Below are 21,064 nucleotides of genomic sequence, written 5' to 3'. Positions count from 1 at the left end.
GGTGGTGTGGGAGACGCCGGTCTCGCGGGCGAGGGTGCGCAGGGAGGGCCAGCCGGCGCGGTGGTGGAGGTCGTGGAGGGCGTCGACGAGGTCGCGGTGCGGTCCGGGCGCCAGCTCGGGGCGGGGGAGTGCGCTCATGGGTGACCAGCCCTGGTGCTGGCGATGGCACGGTGGAGGGGGACGTGCTCGCGGGCGTCGACGGCAGCGCGGTCGAGGAGCCCGCGAGCGGCGGTGACGTCCCCCTGTCGCAGGGCGAGCCGGGCTCCGCGCCAGCGGCAGTACGCCGCGTCGTGCGGGCGGGTGAGCCGGTCCCACTCGACGGCGGCACCGGTCCACAGGTCGAGGGACTCCCGGCCCTCCAGCCTGCGGATCTCGGCACACCACAGGGCGCGTGCGGCGGCGCCGTGGCCGATCATCGGGTGCGGACCGAACGGGTCGCGGGAGCAGGCGCCGTGCAGTCGGTGCAACCGGGCGGCGAGCGCGTGCCGCTCGGGAGCCTCCACCGGCCGGCCCCCGGCCGCGGCCTCGTCGGCGCCCGCCCGGGCCGCGGTCGTCAGGGCCAGGGCGAAGAGCATCGAGTCCTCGCGGGTGACGGCGCGCTCCAGGGTGGGCAGCAGCTCGGCCAGCGCCGCGCCCGGCTGGCCCGCCCAGAGGTGCGCCTCGGCGTAGCAGCGCGAGAGGTAGGTGCGGTGCGCGCCGGAGGTGACGCGGAGGTCCTTCAGCAGGGACGCGCGCCCGAGCGCGGCGGCCGCGTTGCCGAGGGCGGACTCCACGTTGACCCGCTCGATGTGGATCGGCCAGCGGTCGGCCCCGGGTGCGTCCTCCGACGCCGGCAGGACCAGGCGGGCCGCCTCGCCCACCCGTCCGGCCTCGCGCAGTGCCTGGCCGACGTTGGCGATGAGCATGCCGACGATGAACGTGTCGAGGCCGTACTCGTCGGCGGTCTGCAGCGCCTCCGCCGCCGCGGCCACCACCTCGTCCGCGCCGGCGCCGGTCTGCAGCAGCAGGTCGGTGTGGTTGGTCGCCAGCTCGACCAGGTCGTAGGGGTCGCAGTGCTCCGGATCGATGGAGCGGGCCTCCTCGAAGCACCGTCGCGACGCCCCCACGTCGCCCAGCGCGAGGTGGTACCACCCGCGCCGGGACAGCGCGAGCATGAGGAAGCTCGGCTCGTCGATCTGCCGGCAGACGTCGACGACCCGGGCCGAGGTCCGCGCGGCCTCGTCGAGCCGTCCGGCGTTGAACAGCATCGTGGCCCGGCGGAGCAGCGCGTCCGCGAGCACCAGGCTCGGACCGTCGCGCTCCAGGATCTCCACGGCCCGGGCCGCCATCTCGAGGCTCTCGTCACTGACACCCCGGACGTCCGACTCCAGGTTGGCCACGATGATGAGGATCTCCGCGGCGACCAGGGGACCGGCTCCGGGCACCGCCTCGAGGGCGCGCGGGCAGAGGTCGTGGGCAGCCACCACGTCGACCATGGACAGGGCCTCGACGGCCCGGATCAGTGCCTCGGCATGGCTCAGGGACGGATCCCCTGCCTCCGAGGTCCCGGGCGGCCACGCCTCGACGACCCGGACCCACTGCCGGGCGCTCTCGTGCACCGAGAAGCGTTCGCGGGCCGCGCGGGCCGCCCGGATGCGCCACGTGAGCTCCTGGCGATCGTCACCCGCTGCCTGCCAGTGGTTGGCCACCTCGGCGGGTGCCGCGTCGGGTTCGGCCCCGAGGGCGACGGCCAGGGCCCGGTGGACCCCCACTGCCTCGCCCGGGACGAGCCTGCGGCGGATGGCCTCGGCCAGGAGGGGGTGCCGGAGCTGCGCGCGGTCGAGGTCGGAGCGCACCAGGTGTCGCCGCCGCAGCTCGCGCAGGGCGCCTACGAGCCGGTCGCCGGCGAGGCCGGTGACGACCTCGAGGTGCGCGGGGGGCAGCGACCGGTCCGCCGTGCCCAGTGCCCGGGCGACGAGCCACGCGTCGTCCTCGATGGCGGCGAACCGCTGGTCCAGGAGATCGGTCAGGAAGCGGGGCAGGGTGGTCCCGTCGTCCCGGTGGGCGGCCAGCTGCTCGGTGAAGAGCGGCTGGCCGGCGGTGCGCGCGTGGATCTCGGCGACCCGGTCGGACGTCGGGTCGAGGCCGAGCATCATCAGCTGCTCGGCCGTCTCGGCGGCGCTCAGCGGGTGCAGGTCGAGCACCGTGACGTCCGCTCCGCGCCGTACGTTCCCGAACCACTGCACGACCGGGGGAGCCGTCGTCGGGTCGTGTGTCCGCCACGTGCCGACCACCGGGACGTCCAGGCCTCGTGACAGGAGCTGGGTGAGCAGGTCGAGGGTCGCCGCGTCGGCCCAGTGCAGGTCCTCCAGGAGGACGGCCGTCGGTCGCTGGGCCGCGAGCACCGTGAGGGCGACGCCCACGGCGGGGGTGAGCAGGTGCCGCCCGACGGAGTCGTCCGGCGGGCCGGCGGCATCCAGCTCGGGGAGAAGGGCACCCAGGACACCCGGCACGTACGCCGGAGCGGAGGCCATGGCGTCGCGCCACCATCTTCCGCCGCCGTGCGAGGCAGCCTGGCGCAGCACGTCGACCACGGGCAGCAGCGGCACCTCGGAGGACAGCGGGAGGCAGTGGCCGGTCAGCACGACGGGGGCCGACGACCCGACAGCGGTGCCGACGAGCCGGGTCTTGCCGATGCCGGCCTCGCCGGTGACGAGGAGGAGTCCGGTGCCGGACTCGAGGTGGCGTCGTACGGCGGTGAGCTCGGGCTTGCGGCCGGCGATGCGGGGGGTGGGTGGTCGGGTNCCGGTGACGAGGAGGAGTCCGGTGCCGGACTCGAGGTGGCGTCGTACGGCGGTGAGCTCGGGCTTGCGGCCGGCGATGCGGGGGGTGGGTGGTCGGGTGTGGTCGTGGGGAGTGGTGGCGGTGAGCCAGAGGTCGTGGAAGGTGGTGGTGTCGCCGTCCATGGCTTCGACGAGGAGCTCGAGGGTGCCCCAGGTGGGGATCCTGGGTGAGGAGAAGGCATGGGAGACGGTGGTGTGGGAGACGCCGGTCTCGCGGGCGAGGGTGCGCAGGGAGGGCCAGCCGGCGCGGTGGTGGAGGTCGTGGAGGGCGTCGACGAGGTCGCGGTGNGTGGTGTGGGAGACGCCGGTCTCGCGGGCGAGGGTGCGCAGGGAGGGCCAGCCGGCGCGGTGGTGGAGGTCGTGGAGGGCGTCGACGAGGTCGCGGTGGGGTCCGGGCGCCAGCTCGGGCCGGGCAAGTGCGCTCACGTCGTCTCCGTCCGCCGGGGACCCGAGACCCGGGCTCCAGACTCCACCGCGACCCCCGTGCTGTCCACCAGGATGTCCACGGCGCTGTCCACGGGGAAGCGCGCACCGACGTGCACCGCGTCCGCACGTTGAACAACTCGCGACGACGCGCCGTTCCCACCCCTGAGCAACAATCGGCGGCACGGGGAGACGGACGGGGAGCGGACGTGGGTGGACGGACGGCGGGGACCGCGGTGCTGCTGGTGCTGGGCCTCGCCCTGAGCTCGTGCACGGAGGCGACCCCCGAGCCGTCGCCGGCACCCACACCGGAGCCGACCGCGCAGGAGGCGGCGATCCTGGACGAGGAGTCCGGCGTGATCACCCTCGCCTTCGCCGGGGACGTGCACTTCGAGGCACACCTCACCCGCCTGCTCGACCGGTCCCGTGGTGCCCTGGGGCCGATCGCCGCGACCCTCCGCGAGGCGGACCTGGCCATGCTCAACCTCGAGAGCCCGGTCACCGTGCGGGGCCAGCGCGACCCCAAGGAGCTCGAGGACCCGGACAACCGCTACCACTTCCGTACGTCGCCCCGGGCGCTCGACGTCCTCGCCGCTGCCGGGGTCGACGTGGTCAGCGTCGCCAACAACCACGTGGGCGACTACGGCGCGGTGGGCCTCGCCGACACCCTGGCCGCGGCCCGGGACGCGGACGTGGAGGTGATCGGCATCGGTCGCGACGAGGCAGAGGCGCTCACGCCCCACCGCGTCACGAGGGACGGGATCGACGTGGCCTTCCTCGCCGCCGACTCGGTGTTCCGGGAGGGCAGCAGCGACGTGTGGGCGGCCGGTCCCGACAGCCCGGGCGTGGCCGCCGCGCGCCGGGCCCGCCCGGCGGCGCTCCTCGAGGCGGTCCGCTCGGCCGCCGAGGTCGACGACGTCGTGGTCGTCTACCTGCACTGGGGCCGCGAGCGGCAGTCCTGCCCCACGCAGAAGCAGCGCCTCCTCGGCCGCCAGCTCGCCGAGGCCGGGGCCGACGTCGTGGTGGGGAGCCACTCCCACGTCCTGGGCGGTGCGGGCTGGTCGGGGGACACCTACGTCGGCTACGGGTTGGGCAACTTCGTCTGGTACCACAACCGGCAGCCGGACACCGGGGTGCTGTCCGTGAGCGTGGACCGTGACGGGGTCGTCGACGACTCCTGGACACCCGCCCGGATCGCCGCCGGCGGGCGGCCGCGACCGGTGGCCGGACCGGCCCGGGGTGCCGCGGTCAACCGGTGGGCGGACCTCCAGCGCTGCACCGGCCTGGCATCCGAGCGCGGGGGCGACCAGGCCGACGACCCGGCGTACACCTCCTCGGTGCGCCGCATCGGCGCGACCCTGGCCGAGCGGATGAGCACCAGCCACGGCCCGGGCTGCCCGGTGCCGTTGCGCGACCTGCGCTACCTCCGGATGACCCACCGCGACTTCGACGGCGTCGCCCGCACCGGGGAGATGGTCGTGCACCGCCGGTACGCCCGCGACGTGACGCTCGCCTTCGGTCGCCTGTACGACGTGGGGTTCCCGATCCGGCGCATGCGCCTCGTGGACGACTACGGCGGTGACGACGACCGCTCGATGGCGGCCAACAACACGTCGGGCTTCAACTGCCGCCGGGTCGCCGGACAGACCACCTGGTCCGACCACGCCTACGGCGCCGCGATCGACATCAACCCGATCCAGAACCCCTACGTGCGGCCCGGGTCCATCGATCCGCCGTCGGGACGGGGCTTCGCCCGCGTCGACCGCGCGGGCAGCGCCCCCGTCACGGCGGGCGTGATCCACGCGTCGGACCCCGTGGTCTCTGCCTTCGCCCGCATCGGCTGGCAGTGGGGTGGCTACTGGCTGTCGTCCAAGGACTACCAGCACTTCGCCGCCTCCGACGCTCGGTAGGGTGCCGTCATGGGTGAGCTGGAGGGGACGAACGTCCCGGGGGACCCGAGCCGGATGCGCATCTCGGACGCCGACCGGCACCGGGTGGCCGAGGTGCTGCGCGAGGCCGCGGGGGAGGGACGCCTCGACCTCGACGAGCTCGACGAGCGCCTCGAGCTGACCTTCGCCGCCAAGACGTACGCCGACCTGGTCCCGATCACCGCCGACCTGCACGCCGCGCACCCGGCCCCGCCACCGAGCTCGCCGGTGTCCCGCGCGGGTGGCGTCCCCGCGGTCGGCCACGCGTCCTCGACGGCGATCATGGGCGACTGCAAGCGCCGCGGCGTGTGGCACGTCCCGGCCCACCACGCGGCGTTCTCGCTGATGGGCAGCATCACCCTCGACCTGCGGCAGGCGGTGCTGTCCGCCCGGGAGACGATCATCAACGCCAGCGCCATCATGGGCGACGTCAAGATCCTGATCCCCGCCCACATGCACGCCGTCGTCGAGGGTACGCCGATCCTGGGCGACTACGGGCAGGGCAAGGACAAGGTGGCGGCCGACCTCGGTCCCGACTCGCCGACCATCCGGGTGCGGGGCCTGGCCCTGATGGGGTCGGTGCAGGTGGTGCGGCTGCCGCCCCCCGGGACGCCGCGCCGGATCATGGGCACCTACTGACCCTGCACGCGACGAGGCCCGCCCCGGGGGTGTCGGGGCGGGCCTCGTCGTCGTACGGCGTGCGGGAGGTCAGGCCTCCTCGGCGGAGTGGACCTCCTCGCCCCGGTCGGCCATCTTCTCGGCCTGCGCCTTCGCCTTCGGGTCCTCGCGCTCCGGGATCCGGCCCGCCCGCGACTCGTCGACGGTGAGGTTCTCGCCGGTGGTCGGGTCGAAGAGGTGGATCTTGCTCGCGTCCACCCAGATCTCGGCCTCGTCGCCCTCGGCGATCCGGCTGGCCCCGTCGAGCGACACCACGAGCTGGGTGCGCATCTGGTCGCCGTCGAGCTCCCTCTCCAGGTCAGTGAGCTGCTTCTGCACCTCCGGAGGCGCCTCGAACGGGATGTAGGCGTAGGCCTCGTTGCCGAGCCACTCGACCACGTCCACCTTGGCCCGGAACGTCGAGCCCGCGGACACGTCCTCCTTGACCGACGCGTCCTCGAAGTGCTCGGGCCGGATGCCGGCGATGAGCAGCCCCTTGCCCTGGGCGTTCCTGGTCTTCTCGGCGGGGAGCTCGACGGTGCCGAAGGGCATCTTGACCGAGGTGCCGTCGACCTCCGCGGGCACGAAGTTCATCGGTGGCGAGCCGATGAAGCCGGCCACGAACAGGTTGCCCGGGTTGGTGTAGAGCTCGCGCGGGGTGGCGAGCTGCTGGAGCACGCCCCGCTTGAGCACCGCGACCCGGTCGCCCAGCGTCATGGCCTCGGTCTGGTCGTGGGTGACGTAGACCGTGGTGATCCCCAGCCGCTTCTGCAGCCGGGCGATCTCGGTGCGCATCTGGCCACGCAGCTTGGCGTCGAGGTTGGAGAGCGGCTCGTCGAAGAGGAACGCGTCCGCGTCGCGCACGATCGCGCGGCCCATGGCAACGCGCTGCCGCTGACCACCCGACAGGTTGCCGGGCTTGCGCTCGAGGTGCTCGTCGAGCTCCAGCGTCTTGGACGCGTCGCGGACCTTCTTGTCCACCTCGTCGTTCGAGGCGCCGGCCAGCCGCAGCGGGAACGCGATGTTCTCGTAGACGGTGAGGTGCGGGTAGAGCGCGTAGTTCTGGAAGACCATCGCCAGGTTGCGATCGCGGGGAGCGAGGTCGTTGACCCGCTTGTCGCCGATCATCATGTCGCCCGAGGTGATGTCCTCGAGGCCCACGATCATCCGCAGCAGGGTCGACTTCCCGCATCCCGACGGGCCGACGAGGATCATGAACTCCCCGTCGGCGATGTCGATGCTGATGTCGTTGACGGCGGGGAAGCCGTCGCCGTACTTCTTGACGATGTTCTTGATGTCAATGGCAGCCATGTGAGATCAACCCTTCACTGCGCCGGAGGTGAGCCCGGCGACGATCTTTCGCTGGAACAGCAGGACGATGACGATGATCGGGATCGTGACCAGCACCGAGGCGGTGGCCAGTTGCCCGTACGGCGGGTTGAACGGGTCGGGCCCCACGAAGAACGACAGCTGCGCCGGGACCGTGCGGGACTGGGTGGTGGACGTGAGCGAGATCGCCAGGACGAACTCGTTCCACGCGAAGAAGAACGTCAGGATCGCAGCGGTGAAGACACCGGGTGCTGCGAGCGGGACGATCACCTTGCGGAACGCCTGCCACGAGGTGGCGCCGTCGACCTGGGCCGCCTGCTCCATCTCCCACGGGATCTCGCGGAAGAAGGCCGACAGGGTCCAGATCGCCAGCGGCAGCGTGAACGACATGTACGGGATGATCAGGCCGAGCCACGTGTCGAAGATGCCGATGGTGCGCCACAGGTCGAACAACGGGCCCACCAGCGCCACCACCGGGAACATCGCGATCGCGAGCGCGAGCGAGAGCACGATCCGCTTGCCCTTGAACTCGAGGCGGGCGATGGCGTACGCCGCCAAGGTGGCGAGGATCACCGACAGGACCGTGGCGATCATCGAGATGCCGAACGAGTTGATCAGTGCCTGTTGGAAGTCCTTCTCCACCCCGGTGGGATCGGCGCCGATGAACGGCCAGTCCCAGAGCGCCTTGTAGTTCTCGAACGTGGGGTCGTCCGGCAGGAACTGCGGGCTCCCCGCCCCGGTCTCGGTCGGGCCCTTGAAGGACAGCGAGATCATCCACACGACCGGCAGGAGGCACCACACGAGGATGAACACGAAGCCCACCCAGGTGCCGATCTTGTTCCGGGTCTCGTTCATCAGCCCTCACCCCTCGCCTGTGCCAGATCAACCTTGAAGAGCTTGACGATGCCGAACGCCAGGAGCAGCACCGAGAGGAACAGCAGCACCGAGAGGGCCGAGCCCATCCCGAGCTGCATCTGGTCGATCACCTGACGGTAGGTCAGGAAGGAGATCGACTCGGTGTCCTGGGCGCCGCGGGTCATCACGTAGATGTTGTCGAAGATGCGGTAGGCGTCGAGGGCCCGGAAGAGCACCGCGACCATGATCGCCGCCCGCATGTTGGGCAGGATCACCTTCCACAACCGTTGCCACCAGGTGGCACCGTCGACCTGGGCGGCCTCCAGCATGTCCTCGGAGACCTGGGAGAGGCCGGCGAGCAGCAGGAGCGCCATGAACGGGGTGGTCTTCCAGATCTCGGAGACCATGATCGCGAACATCGCCGGCCAGTGGTCGCCGAACCAGTTGAAGTCATCGCCGACGAACGGCAGCCACCCGTTGACGTAGCCGTTGCTGAGCGAGAAGGCGAACTGCCAGGCGTACGCCGAGACCACGGTGATGATGCCGTAGGGGATGAGGATCGAGGTGCGGATCGCACCCCGGGCGAACACGATCTTGTGCATCACCATGGCGAAGGCGAAGCCGATGACCAGCTCGACCGCGACCGTGACCACCATGATGAGCACGGTGTTCCACGTGTCGCGCCAGAAGAGCTGGTCGGTCAGGACCGTCGTGTAGTTGCTGATCCCCACGAACTCCCGGTCGTCCGGGTTCGTGAGCCGGTACCGGAAGAGCGAGAGGTACAGGGCCTGGAGCATCGGCCATGCGGTCACCAGGAGCATCATGACGACCGCCGGTGCGACGAGCCTCAGCCCGAGCCGGTTCTCGGCGGTCGAGCGATCGCTGGTGGGAGCCTTGGTGGCCTTGTTGGTGGCCTTCTTGGAGTCGGGTGCGACGGCGGTGCTCATAGCAGCGACTCTCCCTTCAGGATTTCCTCGATGAAGCTCCTGGACTGCTCCGGGGTCTCCTGGTCGACCGCCGACGGCGGGTGCCAGGTGCTCTGGATGGCGCCCGACATGTCGCTCCAGTAGGGCGAGACCGTGCGCGGTGCGGCCGCCTCCAGGGACTCCTGGAAGAGCGCGATGAGCTCGGGCGGGAACAGGTCCTTGACGGCCTGCACCTCGTAGCCCGCCTCGCTGGAGGGCATGTTGCCCGTGAGCTCGGCGTTCAGGCCCTGGTTCTCGGGGCTGGTGAGGCACTCGAGCGCCGCGACGGCCTCCTCCTCGTTGTCCGACGCCGAGCTCACGCCGATCCCGATCCCGCCGTACGGCGGGCGTGACTCCTCGCCCTCGACGGTCTGGGGGTAACGGGCGAAGCCGATGTCGTCACCGAGCCGGTCGTCGCCGTAGTTGCCCCAGATGTAGGTCCAGTTGACCAGGAACGAACCCTGGTCCCCGCCGAACGTGGCGCCGGCCGTGCCCTCGTTGGACACGGAGAGGTCGGGGGGCGCGGCGTCCGACGCGGCCAGCTCCTCGATCACCCGGGCGGCCTCCAGACCGGCGTCCGAGGCGATGTCGATCTGGGCATCGACGCCCTTCTCGGTCTCGGTGGCGATGTCGCCGCCGGCGCCCGAGATCAGCGCGTTGATCCACACCGAGTAGCCCTCGTACTTGTTGGCCTGGACCCCGATCGTGCCGTCGTTGTCGCTGGCGGCCTGGATGATCTGGTCCCAGCTGACCGGCTGCTCCATGTCGATGCCGGCCTTCTCCACGAAGGACTTGCGGTACCACAGCACCTGCGTGTTGGACCAGAACGGCGCGACCACCAGCTCGTCCTCCCACGTGGCCGCGGTGGCTGCGCTCTCGAAGGCCTGCTCCCGGAACGCGTCCTGCATCTCCTGCGGGATCTCGGCCAGGTAGCCGGCGTTGGCGAACTCCGCCGTGAAGGGCGGGTCGAGGCTCATCAGGTCGATGGCCGGGTCACCGGCGGCGAGCCGACGGGCCAGCTGGATGCGTTGCTGGCTGGAGTCCTGCGGCAGGACCTGCACGGAGATCGTGTAGTCGTCGTTGCTGCAGGCCTCGGCCACTGCCTCCTGGCCGCCTGCGTCGGGGTTGATGTACCAGATGAGCTCGGGCGTCCCGCCGTCGTCGCCCGAGCAGGCGGCTAGCGAGGCGGTGCAGACGATCGCGGCAGCGACCGCCACGGCCTTTCGTGGTGCCCGACGCCTCATACGGCGCCGTGAGGGACGGTGCATGCGTTCCTCCCCTGTCTGTGGTGTAGGTCACGTCTAGTCCCTGTGGCGACGTTTGGCAAGGCGGAACCACCTGTGTGGGACGGGAGGCCCCACGTGGTAGGGGATTCAGCCCGCGTGGTCCGCGGAGCGGTCCGCCGTGCGCCGGATCGCCTCGACGAACGTGTCGAAGAGCTGGGCCGGCATGTCGTGGCCCATGCCGTCGATGAGCAGCAGCTCGGTGCCGGGCACGGCCGAGGCGGTCGCGCGTCCACCGGACACGTGCACCATCTTGTCGGCTAGTCCGTGGATGACCATCGCGGGGATGCCCAGTGAACGCAGCGGCACGGTGCGGTTGGGCTGCGTGACGATGGCGAGCATCTGGCGCATCACGCCGCTCGCCGAGAAGCCGCGGTCGAAGGTCTCCTCCGCACGACGTCGCCGGGTCTCCGCGTCGGAGGGGAAGCCGGGGGAGCCGATCACCTTCCACATCGCGGCGCTCGACTGCACGTAGGCCTCGCGGCCCGGCTTGCGGGGTGCGACGAGCATCGGCAGCAGCGACGGGCTCTGCCAGCCGACCGTGCGGCGTCCGGTCGTGGACATGATGCTCGTCATCGACAGCACCCGCGTCGGCGCCAGCACGGCCATCGTCTGGACGATCATGCCGCCCATCGACACCCCGGCCACGTGCGCCGCCCCGATGCCCAGGTGGTCGAGCAGGGCGAGGCCGTCGCGGGCCATGTCGTCGAGGGAGTACGGCGCCCGCGCCCGCCCGGTGGTGAAGGCGCGGACGAGCTGGGTGCGGCGCACCCGGGCCCGGACCTTCGTCGAGCGACCGGTGTCGCGGTTGTCGTAGCGGACCACGAAGAAGCCTGCCCGCGCGAGCCGCTCGCACAGGTCCGCGTCCCACCACGTCATCGGGCCGCCGAGTCCCATCACCAGCAGCAGCGGGTCGTCGTCGGGCGAGCCGAAGGTCTGGTAGCAGAGCTCGATGCCCGGGCTCACCGGCGCGAAGAGCTCCTCGGACACGACGACCTCGGCGGGCTGGTCGGGCGATCCGGAGGGCTGGCCCGAGGAGGAGGGGCGTGCGCTGGACATGCCCCCAGTCAACAGGAGGGGGCGACGCGGGACGAGGGCGTCCACCCCCAGGTGGGCGAATTGCGTGCCAGATCCGCGGGTTCGGGCCGACCCACCGCTACGTTTGTTGATTGTGACCACGACCACACTCGCCGACTTCCTGCGGCCGGAGGGCTTCGACCGCCCCCTGGCCCGGGCGGTGCTCGGCGAGGGCAGGGTCGTCGGCGAGGCCGGTCGCTACGCGCTCGCCGCGGTGGGCCAGCGCGGTCGTCGTACGCCGCCGTACTCCGCCCGCGCGGTCCCGCGCACCGACGACCCGGTGCTGCTGGTGCCGGGCTTCATGGCCGGCGACGGCACCCTCGGCCTGATGCGCCGCGCGCTGGTGCAGCAGGGGTTCCGCGCCTACCGCTCCCAGATCCACGCCAACGTCGGCTGCACGCTCGACGCCGCCGCGCAGCTCGAGACCCGTCTCGAGTCGATCGCCCAGCGGCGCGGGTCGCGGGTGCGCATCGTCGGGCACAGCCTCGGGGGGATGCTCGCCCGCGGGGTCGCGGCCCGGCGCCCCGACCTGGTGTCCGGCCTGGTCACGCTCGGCAGCCCGGTGCTGGCGCCCGGGGCCCACCACGTGAGCCTCTCGGCCAGCGTCGCCGTGCTCGTGCGGCTCAGCCGCGCGGGCGTCCCGGGCCTGATGTCCGAGGACTGCGTGGCGGGCGCGTGCGCACGGCGGAGCTTCGACGAGGGCCGGGCACCGATGCCGGCGGGCGTGGACTTCACCGCGATCTACAGCCGGCGCGACGGCATCGTGGACTGGCGGGCGTGCCTCGACCCCGGTGCCCTGCCCGTCGAGGTGAGGGCCTCGCACGTGGGCATGGCCATCGACCCGCGTGTCCTCGCGGAGGTCGTGCGGGGCCTGCGGCCCGGAGCGTCAGTTGTCGAAGTCGATCGCGGAGAAATCGCGTAGCTTCGAGAGCTGGTGCTCCGAGGTGATGCGACGGATCGTGCCGCTGCGCGAGCGCATGACCAGCGAGTCGGTCGTGGCGCCGTCGGCCCGGTAGCGGACGCCGCGCATCAGCTCGCCGTCGGTGATGCCCGTCGCGACGAAGAAGCAGTCGTCGCCCGTGACCAGCTGGTCGGTGCTCAGCACGAAGTCGGGGTCGAGGTCGTGGCCGGCGTCGAGGGCCTTCTGGCGCTCGTCGTCGTCCTGGGGCCACAGTCGGCCCTGGATGACGCCACCGAGGCTCTTCATCGCGCAGGCCGCGATGATCCCCTCGGGGGTGCCGCCGATGCCGAGCAGCAGGTCGATGCCGGTGTCGGGACGCGCGGCCATGATCGCGCCGGCGACGTCACCGTCCTCGATGAACTTGATGCGGGCCCCGGTCTGGCGGATCTCGTCGACGAGCCCGGCGTGCCGGGGGCGGTCGAGCAGCACGACCGTGACGTCGTGGACGGAGCTGTTCTTGGCCTTGGCCACCCGGCTGATGTTCTCGGCGACGGGCAGGCGGATGTCGACCACGTCGGCGGCCTCGGGGCCGGTGACGAGCTTCTCCATGTAGAACACGGCGGAGGGGTCGTACATCGTGCCGCGGGGCGCGACCGCGAGCACCGCGATCGCGTTGTTCATGCCCTTGGCCGTCAGGGTGGTGCCGTCGATCGGGTCGACCGCGACGTCGCACTCGGGGCCGGTGCCGTCACCGACCTGCTCGCCGTTGTAGAGCATGGGGGCGTTGTCCTTCTCGCCCTCGCCGATCACCACGGTCCCGCGCATGCCGATGGTCGAGATCATCACCCGCATCGCGTTGACGGCGACACCGTCGGCGTCGTTCTTGTCCCCGCGTCCCACCCAGCGGCCGGCCGCCATCGCGGCGGCCTCGGTGACCCGCACCAGCTCGAGGGCGAGGTTGCGGTCGGGCTTCGGCACGGCGGTCTCGCTCGGGGTCATGGGCGCATGCTAGCGGCCTGCGACGACGTCGCCGTACCGGCTCACGGCCGTCGCCTTGACCGACAGCCACACCTCGCGGCCCGGCGCCAGGCCCAGCTCGGTCGCCGCATGGGGGGTGACGTCCGCGAGGAGCGGGGGCGTGGTGTCGACGAGCAGGCGTACGGCGTCGCCGTGCTGCTGCGCGCTGGACACGGGCCCGGACCAGGCCAGGCGGGCCGAGCCCTCGGGTCGTCGCAGGCTGACCGTGACGTCACGGGGACGGAACGACCTGAACTCGTCGCCCTCGCGGAGCACGTTGAGCCCGACGAGGCGGGCCACGTGTGCGGTGCGCGGGTGCGCGGCCACGTCCTCGGGCCGGCCCTGCTGGGCGACCCGCCCCTCGTCGAGCACGACCACGTGGTCGGCGAGCGTGAGGGCGTCGATGGCGTCGTGGGTGACCAGCAGCGTCACGCCGTCGTAGTCACGCAGGTGCCGGGCCAGCTCCACCCGCAGCGCCATCGCGACGGTGACGTCGAGCCCGGCCATCGGCTCGTCCAGCAGCAGCAGGCGGGGCTCGGTGGCCAGGGCCCGGGCGATGGCCACCCGCTGCGCCTGGCCGCCGGACAGCCGGCCGGGCCGCCGGTCGGCGAGCTCCGCGAGTCCCATCCGCGCCAGCCAGTGGTCGGCGCGCTCCCGGGCCTCCCGGCGGGACACGCCGCGGGCCCGGGGGCCGAAGGCGACGTTGTCGCGGGCGCTCAGGTGGGGGAAGAGGGCCCGGTCCTGGAACACCAGGCCCACCTCGCGCTCGCGCGCGGACCGCGGCAGCAGGTCGACCCCGTCGAGGTCGGCGCGCCCCTCGGCGCGTGCCAGGCCGGCGAGGGCGTGGACCAGGCTGCTCTTGCCGGCGCCGTTGGGGCCGATCAGCGCGATGACCTGGCCGGGACGACCGGTGAGAGCCGCCCGCACCCGACCCGGGACCTCCAGGTCGACGTCGAGACCGGTGGGTGCGCTCACGTCGTCACCTGCGCCCACGGTGTCATCCGCACTCACGGCGTCACCAGCGATCGTTCGCCGAGCCAGCGGTCGCGAAGCAGGAGCAGCACGGCGATGGACATCACGAGCATGACCAGGCTGAGCGCCTGTGCGGCGTCCTGGTCGGACTGCCGGGTGACGTAGATGAGGGTGGGCATCGTCTGGGTGGTGCCGGGGTAGTTGCCGTTGAAGGTGATCGTGGCACCGAACTCGCCCAGCGAGCGGGACCAGCCGAGCACCATCCCGGCCAGGATGCCCGGCATCGCCAGGGGCACGGTCACCCGCCGGAAGGCTGTCCACCGGGTGGCGCCCAGGGTGGCCGCGGCGGCGTCGTACACCGGATCGGCGGAGCGCAGCGCGCCCTCGATCGCGATCACCACGAAGGGCAACGACACGAAGACGTGGGCCAGCACGACCCCCCACGTGGTGAAGGGGAAGGCGAAGCCCGTCCACTCCAGGAGCGGCTCGCCGATGACTCCGGTGCGACCGAAGGCGTTGCGCAGGGCGATGCCCGCCACGACCGGTGGCAGCACCAGCGGGACGGTGACCAGGGCGCGGAGCACGCCGCGGCCGCGGAACGCGACGCGGGCGAGGATCCACGCCACGGGCAGGCCGAGGACCAGGCAGACGACCATCGCCGCGGTCGACGTGACGATGCTGAGCCACAGGGCGTCGCGCAGGGGCTCGGACGCCAGCTCGGACGGCAGCGTGGCCCAGTCGGTCTCCGCGACCATGGCGACGAGCGGCACGACGAGCAGGAGGACCGCGAGCGCGGCCGGCAGCACCAGCACCAGCGGCGGGCGCCCCAGCGGGTCGCCCCTCCCACGGCCCCTCACTGCGGCTGCGCGGGGACGGTGAACCCGGCGTCCTCGAGCACCCGTCGTCCGTCGTCGGAGACCAGGAGGTCGATCCAGGCCTGTGCCAGCTCGCCGTCGGCGCTCTGCTCCAGTGCCGCGACGGCGTACGTCGTGGGCACGTCCGCGGCCTCGGGGACCTCCACGGTCGTGACCGCATCACCCGCGGCCACCGCATCGGTGGCGTAGACCAGGCCGGCGTCGACCTCGCCGGAGGTGACCTTGTCGAGGGTCGCGCGGACGTCGTCCTCGAGGCTCACGGGATCGGCGGTCACGCCCTCCGCGTCGAGGAGGTCGACCGCGACCCGGCCGCACGGCACCTCGTCGGCGCAGCGCACCCAGGAGACGCCCGCGAGGTCGTCGAGCGACTCGATGCCCTGCGGGTTGCCGGGCCGGGTCACGAGGACCAGGACGTTGCCGGCGAAGTCGACCACGTCGCCGGCGACACCCGCATCGTCGGCGATCGCCATCGAGGTGGTGTCGGCCGTGGCCAGCACGTCGCCCGGGGCCCCGTCGGCAGCCTGCTGCGCGAGGTCGGTGCTGCTGCCGAGGCTGAAGGTCACCTCGACCTGCTGGTCCCCCTCGAACGTCTCGCCCAGCTCGGTGAAGACGTCGGTGAGCGAGGCCGCGGCGAGGACGGTGAGCTGCGGCTCGTCGTCACGCCCGCCCGTGCCGTCGCCTCCGCAGGCGGTGAGCACCAGGGTGAGGGCGAGCGCCGCCAGGGGCGCAGCTCGGAGAGGCGTCATGCGCAGAGTGTGCCGCACGTGCGGTCGAGATGTCAGCCCTCGGGCTGCAGGTGCGGATTCTCCGCGCTGCGGAAGCCGTGCTCCTCCAGGATGTCCTGCCCGTCCTCGCTGAGCACGAAGTCGATGAACGCCTGACCCTCCTCGGGGTCGGGAGCCCCCGTCAGGAGGGAGATGCTGGGGAAGGTGACGCGGTCCTCCGCCCAGGGCAGCTCGATGGTCTCGACCTTGCTGCCGGCACCGCTCGCCTCGGAGGCGAGCACGAGGCCGGCCTCCGCGGACCCGTCGGTGACGGCCTCCAGGGTCGAGGCGGAGTCGGCGCTCCGCGGACCGTCGAGCTCGATCCCGGCCGAGGCGAGCGCCGCGTCTGCTGCCCGACCGCAGGGCTCGTCCACGACACAGGCGGCCACGTCGACCTCCGTGAGGTCCTCGACCCCGGAGACCTCACCCGGGTTGCCGGCGGGCACAGCGATGACGAGACGGTCCTCCGCGATGACCGCCGGCTCTCCCGTGAGGAGGTAGTCGATCGAGTACAGGGTGATCGGGTCCGCAGCAACGAAGACGTCGGGAGTCGCTCCGAGGTCGGCGCCGTCCGCGGCGTACCTGTTCGCCAGTGGCGCCGTCAGGCTGACGGTGGAGCCGACCGTGAGGTCCACGGCGACATCGTTCTCCTCCTCGAAGGCCTCCCCGAGAGCGGCGAACGCGTGGCGGAGCGAGGAGTCCGCAGACACCTCGATCGTCTTCTCCGGCCCGGAGACCGAGCGCACCACGGCCACGACGGCCACCACGACGACGACGAGGGCGACGGCCAGGCCGGCGACGAGCACGGCCCTGGAGGGTCGCCTCACGGGACCTCCACCACGACGTTGGTCGACTTGACGGACGCGACCGCGCGCACGCCGGCCTCGAGGCCGAGCTCGTCGGCGGCGTCGGCGCTCATGAGGGAGACCATCCGGTGCGACCCGCAGACCATCTCCACCTGCGCCATGACCCGGTCCTTCTTGACCCGGGTGACGATGCCGCCGAGCCGGTTGCGGGCGCTCACGGAGCTGGCCCGGGTCTGCTCGCGGTCGGGCTCGTCGACCAGGGACTCGGCCAGGGCGGCGAGGTCCGTGCCCCGGATCGTGGTCGGCGTACGACCGTCCCCGCGCACCGCCGGCAGGCGGCCGGCGTCGACCCATCGACGCAGGGTGTCGTCGCTGACGCCGAGCACCTCGGCGGCCTCGGCGAGGCGGTAGGTCGTCATGAGGGGGATTGTCTCCCATGGGTCCGGGCGGACCGACCGCCACCGGGTGGATGCGGTGCCGCTGGGGTCGTGCGGGAGGATCGGGGCGTGAGCGAAGCCGGCGTCAACCCACCCAGCGCCCCCGGACCCGGTGCCCCCGGAGCCAGTGCCCCCGGAGCCAGTGACTCCGCACCGGGCGGACCGCCGCCCGGGGGTGCGCCCTCGCGCCACCAGCGCTCGATGGCCGGGATGATCGGGGCGATGCTCATCACGCTGCTCGTGATCCTGGGCTTCGTCGCCCTGCGCGGCTTCACGCGCGACCAGGTCGAGACCGAGGTGCCGCCGGTCGACTACCTGGACGCGGTCGGCGCCGCGGCCGACGCGGGGATGGCCCTCGCGCACCCGCGCGAGCTCCCCGAGGGCTGGCGCGCCACCAGCGTCGACCTGACCCGGGACGAGTCGCCCGCGTGGACCATGGGGATGCTGACCGACGACGGCCGCTTCGTGGGCATCCGGCAGGAGGAGGAGTCGGCCGACGACATGGCGGCGGTGGCGCTCGACGAGGACGCGGTCGAGGGCGACGAGGTGACCGTCGCCAGCGACCTGGCCGACACCTGGACCACGTGGAGCGACGAGGGCGGGGACACGGGGTACGCCGCGGAGCTCGGCGACGAGACGGTGCTCGTCTACGGCTCGGCCCCGGCCGAGGACCTCGAAGAGCTCATCGCGCTCCTGCAGCGCTGACGCGCCTATGCGGTCGCGTCGCTGCCCTCGATGACCGCGTCGAGGCGCTGGCGGGCGCCGTCGAGCCACGCCTGGCACACCTGAGCGAGCCGCTCGCCGCGCTCCCACAGCGCCAGGGACTCCTCGAGCGTGGTGCCACCGGCCTCGAGGGTGCGCACGACCTCGATGAGCTCCTCGCGGGCGGCCTCGTAGGTCGGGGTGTCCTGCTCGGCGGGGGAGTCAGTCATCGGGGGGTTCCTTCGCTGCTCGTGTCGGTGCTCGTGTCGTCGCTGGTCTCGCTGCTGGTGTCCGTGCTGGTGCCGGCCGTGGCCGGGTCGCGCTCGGTGCCGGTCGTGGTGGCCAGCACCCGGCCGTCGGCCACCCGGATGGTCACGGACGCGCCGGTGGTGGTCGCGGCGACCGAGGTGACGACGTGGCCGTCGGCGTCCTGGAGCACGGCGTAGCCGCGCTGGAGGGTGGCCAGCGGAGAGAGCGCCCGAGCCCGGGCGCGCTGGTGCCCGATGTCGTCGGCCGCCCGGTCGAGGCGGTGCCCGAGGGTGCGCCGGGCCCGCTCGAGGAGCTGGTCGAGCTCGTCGGCGCGGGCGCCGAGCAACGTGCGCGGGTCTGCCATCACCGGCCGTGAGCGGAGCTGGTCGAGACGCTCCTGCTCCCGGTCGATGATCCGTGACGTGACGGCTCGGACGCGGTCGCGGGCCCAGGTGACCCCGGCCAGCTCCTCGGCCATGTCGGGGACGAGCAGCTTGGCCGCGTCGGTGGGGGTCGAGGCGCGCACGTCGGCGGCGAGGTCGAGGAGGGGGGCGTCCTGCTCGTGGCCGATCGCCGACACGACGGGAGTGCGGGCGCGGTGGACCGCCCGCAGGAGGGCCTCGTCGGAGAACGGCAACAGGTCCTCGACCGAGCCGCCGCCCCGGGCGATGACGATCACGTCGACGCTGGGGTCGGCATCAAGACGCTCCAGCGCCTCGATCACCTCGCTCGCCGACCGCGGACCCTGCATCGCGGCGTACGCCGTGACGATGTCGACCGCCGCCCAACGCCGCCGGGCGTTGTCGACGACGTCGCGCTCGGCGGCGCTGCCGGGGGCGGTGACCAGCCCGACGCGCCCGGGCAGGAAGGGGAGGTCCCGCTTGAGCTCGGGGGCGAAGAGTCCCTCGGCGGCCAGCAGCTGGCGCCGTCGCTCGATGCGGGCGAGCAGCTCGCCCAGGCCGACCATCCGGATGTCGCGCGCGTAGAGCGAGAAGCTGCCGCGGTTGGCGTAGAAGGACGGCCTCGCGTGCACGACCACGCCGGCGCCCTCGACGAGCGGCGGGTTGAGGGAGTCGAAGAGGGTGCGCTGGCAGGTGAGCGTCACCGAGATGTCGGCGATGGGGTCGCGCAGGGTCATGAAGACCGTGTTGACGCCGGGGCGGCGGTTGACCTGGGCGATCTGACCCTCCACCCAGACGGCCCCGAGCCGGTCGATCCACTGGCTGACGGCGTTGGCCACGGCACGCACGGGTGCCGGTGACTCGAGCGTCGCGTCGCGGAGGGTGGCCACGCAGTGACCCTAGGCGACGGCGCCGACAGTGCGACCTGCACGCTCGGCTCCTAGACTCGCGACATGAGCACCGACCTCGGCCTGCCCCCGGTCCTCGACCCCGAGGCCGCCAAGAACGTCCTGCTGGCTGCGCCGCGCGGCTACTGCGCCGGCGTCGACCGCGCGGTCATCACCGTGGAGAAGGCACTGGACCTGTACGGCGCCCCGGTCTACGTCCGCAAGCAGATCGTGCACAACAAGCACGTGGTCGCCGACCTGGAGTCACGCGGGGCGATCTTCGTCGAGGAGCTCACCGAGGTCCCCGAGGGCCGGACCGTGGTGTTCTCCGCCCACGGCGTCTCCCCAGCGGTGCACGCCGAGGCGCAGGAGCGAGGGCTCAAGACCATCGACGCGACCTGCCCGCTGGTGACCAAGGTCCACCACGAGGCCAAGCGATTCGCCGGTGACGACTACGACATCCTCCTCATCGGCCACGAGGGCCACGAGGAGGTCGAGGGCACGGCCGGCGAGGCGCCGGAGCACATCCAGCTCGTCCAGTCGCCCGCGGACGTGGCCCACATCGAGGTGCGCGACCCGGCCAAGGTCGCCTGGCTGTCCCAGACGACGCTGTCGGTCGACGAGACCCTCGAGACCGTCGCGGCGATCCGGGAGAAGTTCCCGCTGCTGCTCGACCCGCCCAGCGACGACATCTGCTACGCGACCCAGAACCGCCAGCTCGCGGTCAAGGAGATCGCCCAGGACGCGGACCTGGTGATCGTGGTCGGCTCCGGCAACTCCTCCAACTCGGTGCGACTCGTCGAGGTCGCGCTCGAGGCCGGTGCCAGGGCGTCCTACCGCGTGGACGACGCCTCGGAGATCGACGAGGCCTGGCTCGAGGGCGTGGACACCGTCTCGGTGACCTCGGGTGCCTCGGTGCCCGAGGCGCTCGTGGACGGCGTGCTGGCCTACCTGTCCGAGCGTGGCTATCCCGCGGCCCGGGCCGTCCACACGGCCGAGGAGTCGCTCATCTTCGCCCTCCCGCCCGAGCTGCGCCGCGACATGCGTGCGGCACAGGCCCAGGGCTGACCCGGAAGGGCTGGGGAACGTGGCGCGCTATCTGGACATCCACCCCGACAACCCGCAGCCGCGCCTGGTCACGCAGGTGGTCGAGGCGCTGCGCGACGACCAGCTGATCGCCTACCCGACCGACTCCGGCTACGCACTCGGCGCACGGCTCGGCAACCGGGAGGGCCGTGACCGGATCCTGCGGATCCGCGACCTCGACGAGCGTCACCACTTCACGCTGATGTGCAAGGACTTCGCCCAGCTCGGTCAGTTCGTGCACGTCGACAACGCGGCGTTCCGGGCGATCAAGGCGGCCACGCCCGGTCCCTACACCTTCATCCTGCCGGCGACCGGCGAGGTGCCCAAGCGGTTGATGCACCCCAAGAAGCGCACCGTCGGCGTGCGGATCCCCGACCACGTGCTGGTCTGCGCGATCCTCGAGGAGCTCGGCGAGCCGATCCTGACCAGCACCCTGATCCTCCCCGGTGAGGAGGAGGCGCGCACCATGGGCTGGGAGATCAAGGAGGACCTCGACCACGTCGTCGACATCGTGATCGAGGCCGGCGAGACGTCCGCGCAGCCCACGACCGTGATCGACTGGTCCGAGGGCGCGCCCGAGGTGGTCCGGCACGGCGCAGGGGACGCCTCGCGCTTCGAGGTCTGAGCC

At 72.3% G+C, this 21,064-nt stretch carries 20 protein-coding genes; 6 read left to right on the top strand and 14 right to left on the bottom strand.

Translation table 11 applies throughout. The features are described from left to right. Positions 1 to 134: 134 nt before the first annotated feature. Positions 135 to 2,762 carry an ATP-binding protein gene (locus ASG88_RS24170; RefSeq protein WP_414858626.1) on the bottom strand — a complete coding sequence of 876 codons (2,628 nt, stop codon included), beginning with the start codon at positions 2,760 to 2,762 and terminating at the stop codon, positions 135 to 137. Between the two features lie 692 nt (positions 2,763 to 3,454). Here ASG88_RS24170 and ASG88_RS03575 point away from each other — a divergent pair. Both ASG88_RS03575 and ASG88_RS03570 read left to right on the top strand, forming a co-directional pair. Then, complete coding sequence (locus ASG88_RS03575; protein ID WP_056885973.1) at positions 3,455 to 5,155, top strand: CapA family protein; 1,701 nt, start codon at positions 3,455 to 3,457, stop codon at positions 5,153 to 5,155. A gap of 9 nt (positions 5,156 to 5,164) precedes the next feature. Then, the gene (locus ASG88_RS03570; protein WP_056885972.1) at positions 5,165 to 5,812 is read left to right on the top strand and encodes a DUF1707 domain-containing protein; all 648 of its coding nucleotides are present in this window, start codon (positions 5,165 to 5,167) and stop codon (positions 5,810 to 5,812) included. A 69-nt stretch (positions 5,813 to 5,881) separates the two neighbouring features. Here ASG88_RS03570 and ASG88_RS03565 read toward each other — a convergent pair whose 3' ends face one another. From ASG88_RS03565 to ASG88_RS03545, 5 genes are all read right to left on the bottom strand, one after another. Beyond that, entirely contained in the window at positions 5,882 to 7,141 is a 1,260-nt protein-coding gene (locus ASG88_RS03565; RefSeq protein ID WP_056885971.1) for an ABC transporter ATP-binding protein, read from the bottom strand. Between the two features lie 6 nt (positions 7,142 to 7,147). Then, positions 7,148 to 8,014: a carbohydrate ABC transporter permease gene (locus tag ASG88_RS03560; RefSeq protein ID WP_056885970.1), complete on the bottom strand. Its 867-nt coding sequence runs from the start codon at positions 8,012 to 8,014 to the stop codon at positions 7,148 to 7,150. Continuing rightward, positions 8,014 to 8,961, bottom strand: a complete 948-nt coding sequence (locus tag ASG88_RS03555) for a carbohydrate ABC transporter permease (RefSeq protein WP_056885969.1) — start codon at positions 8,959 to 8,961, stop codon at positions 8,014 to 8,016. Before ASG88_RS03555 ends, ASG88_RS03560 begins: the two co-directional genes overlap by 1 nt. Further along, entirely contained in the window at positions 8,958 to 10,196 is a 1,239-nt protein-coding gene (locus tag ASG88_RS03550; RefSeq protein ID WP_056885968.1) for an extracellular solute-binding protein, read from the bottom strand. The genes ASG88_RS03555 and ASG88_RS03550 overlap by 4 nt, the downstream gene beginning before the upstream one ends. A gap of 156 nt (positions 10,197 to 10,352) precedes the next feature. Further along, positions 10,353 to 11,321: an alpha/beta fold hydrolase gene (locus tag ASG88_RS03545; protein WP_082599816.1), complete on the bottom strand. Its 969-nt coding sequence runs from the start codon at positions 11,319 to 11,321 to the stop codon at positions 10,353 to 10,355. A 112-nt stretch (positions 11,322 to 11,433) separates the two neighbouring features. On the opposite strand from ASG88_RS03545, the gene ASG88_RS03540 reads away from it, so the two are divergent. Continuing rightward, positions 11,434 to 12,261 (top strand): alpha/beta fold hydrolase, encoded by an 828-nt coding sequence (locus ASG88_RS03540; protein ID WP_056885967.1) that lies wholly within the window; start codon positions 11,434 to 11,436, stop codon positions 12,259 to 12,261. Here the strand turns inward: ASG88_RS03540 and glpX are convergent. Genes glpX through ASG88_RS03510 form a run of 6 tightly spaced genes read right to left on the bottom strand, consistent with a single transcriptional unit; the run spans position 12,226 to position 17,093 of the window. Further along, positions 12,226 to 13,239 carry a class II fructose-bisphosphatase gene (gene glpX / locus ASG88_RS03535; protein WP_056885966.1) on the bottom strand — a complete coding sequence of 338 codons (1,014 nt, stop codon included), beginning with the start codon at positions 13,237 to 13,239 and terminating at the stop codon, positions 12,226 to 12,228. The two genes, ASG88_RS03540 and glpX, sit on opposite strands and share 36 nt — an antisense overlap. A 9-nt stretch (positions 13,240 to 13,248) precedes the next feature. Further along, positions 13,249 to 14,232 carry a sulfate/molybdate ABC transporter ATP-binding protein gene (locus ASG88_RS03530; RefSeq protein ID WP_056886064.1) on the bottom strand — a complete coding sequence of 328 codons (984 nt, stop codon included), beginning with the start codon at positions 14,230 to 14,232 and terminating at the stop codon, positions 13,249 to 13,251. A gap of 32 nt (positions 14,233 to 14,264) precedes the next feature. Continuing rightward, complete coding sequence (locus ASG88_RS03525; protein ID WP_056885965.1) at positions 14,265 to 15,086, bottom strand: ABC transporter permease; 822 nt, start codon at positions 15,084 to 15,086, stop codon at positions 14,265 to 14,267. Beyond that, positions 15,083 to 15,850 (bottom strand): molybdate ABC transporter substrate-binding protein, encoded by a 768-nt coding sequence (gene modA, locus ASG88_RS03520; RefSeq protein WP_056885964.1) that lies wholly within the window; start codon positions 15,848 to 15,850, stop codon positions 15,083 to 15,085. Before modA ends, ASG88_RS03525 begins: the two co-directional genes overlap by 4 nt. A 32-nt stretch (positions 15,851 to 15,882) precedes the next feature. Beyond that, positions 15,883 to 16,695 (bottom strand): molybdate ABC transporter substrate-binding protein, encoded by an 813-nt coding sequence (locus ASG88_RS03515; RefSeq protein ID WP_082599815.1) that lies wholly within the window; start codon positions 16,693 to 16,695, stop codon positions 15,883 to 15,885. After that, positions 16,692 to 17,093, bottom strand: a complete 402-nt coding sequence (locus ASG88_RS03510) for a TOBE domain-containing protein (RefSeq protein ID WP_056885962.1) — start codon at positions 17,091 to 17,093, stop codon at positions 16,692 to 16,694. Before ASG88_RS03510 ends, ASG88_RS03515 begins: the two co-directional genes overlap by 4 nt. An 87-nt stretch (positions 17,094 to 17,180) precedes the next feature. On the opposite strand from ASG88_RS03510, the gene ASG88_RS03505 reads away from it, so the two are divergent. Continuing rightward, positions 17,181 to 17,816, top strand: a complete 636-nt coding sequence (locus tag ASG88_RS03505; RefSeq protein ID WP_157559530.1) for a DUF4245 domain-containing protein — start codon at positions 17,181 to 17,183, stop codon at positions 17,814 to 17,816. A 5-nt stretch (positions 17,817 to 17,821) separates the two neighbouring features. On the opposite strand, the gene ASG88_RS03500 is transcribed toward ASG88_RS03505, so the two are convergent. Beyond that, a complete protein-coding gene (locus ASG88_RS03500; protein ID WP_056885960.1) occupies positions 17,822 to 18,043 on the bottom strand; it encodes an exodeoxyribonuclease VII small subunit in 222 nt (73 codons plus the stop codon). Continuing rightward, complete coding sequence (xseA, locus tag ASG88_RS03495) at positions 18,040 to 19,353, bottom strand: exodeoxyribonuclease VII large subunit (RefSeq protein WP_082599814.1); 1,314 nt, start codon at positions 19,351 to 19,353, stop codon at positions 18,040 to 18,042. Before xseA ends, ASG88_RS03500 begins: the two co-directional genes overlap by 4 nt. Before the next feature lie 63 nt (positions 19,354 to 19,416). Here xseA and ASG88_RS03490 point away from each other — a divergent pair, with 63 nt between their 5' ends. Beyond that, the gene (locus ASG88_RS03490; protein ID WP_056885959.1) at positions 19,417 to 20,418 is read left to right on the top strand and encodes a 4-hydroxy-3-methylbut-2-enyl diphosphate reductase; all 1,002 of its coding nucleotides are present in this window, start codon (positions 19,417 to 19,419) and stop codon (positions 20,416 to 20,418) included. Between the two features lie 19 nt (positions 20,419 to 20,437). Further along, entirely contained in the window at positions 20,438 to 21,061 is a 624-nt protein-coding gene (locus tag ASG88_RS03485) for an L-threonylcarbamoyladenylate synthase (protein WP_056885958.1), read from the top strand. The last annotated feature ends 3 nt before the right edge of the window (positions 21,062 to 21,064 follow it).

This window comes from Nocardioides sp. Soil777, assembly GCF_001428425.1.
GTDB lineage: Bacteria > Actinomycetota > Actinomycetes > Propionibacteriales > Nocardioidaceae > Nocardioides > Nocardioides terrigena.
Note: the sequence above shows the minus strand (reverse complement) of the source record. Positions and strands in the feature narration are given on the sequence as shown.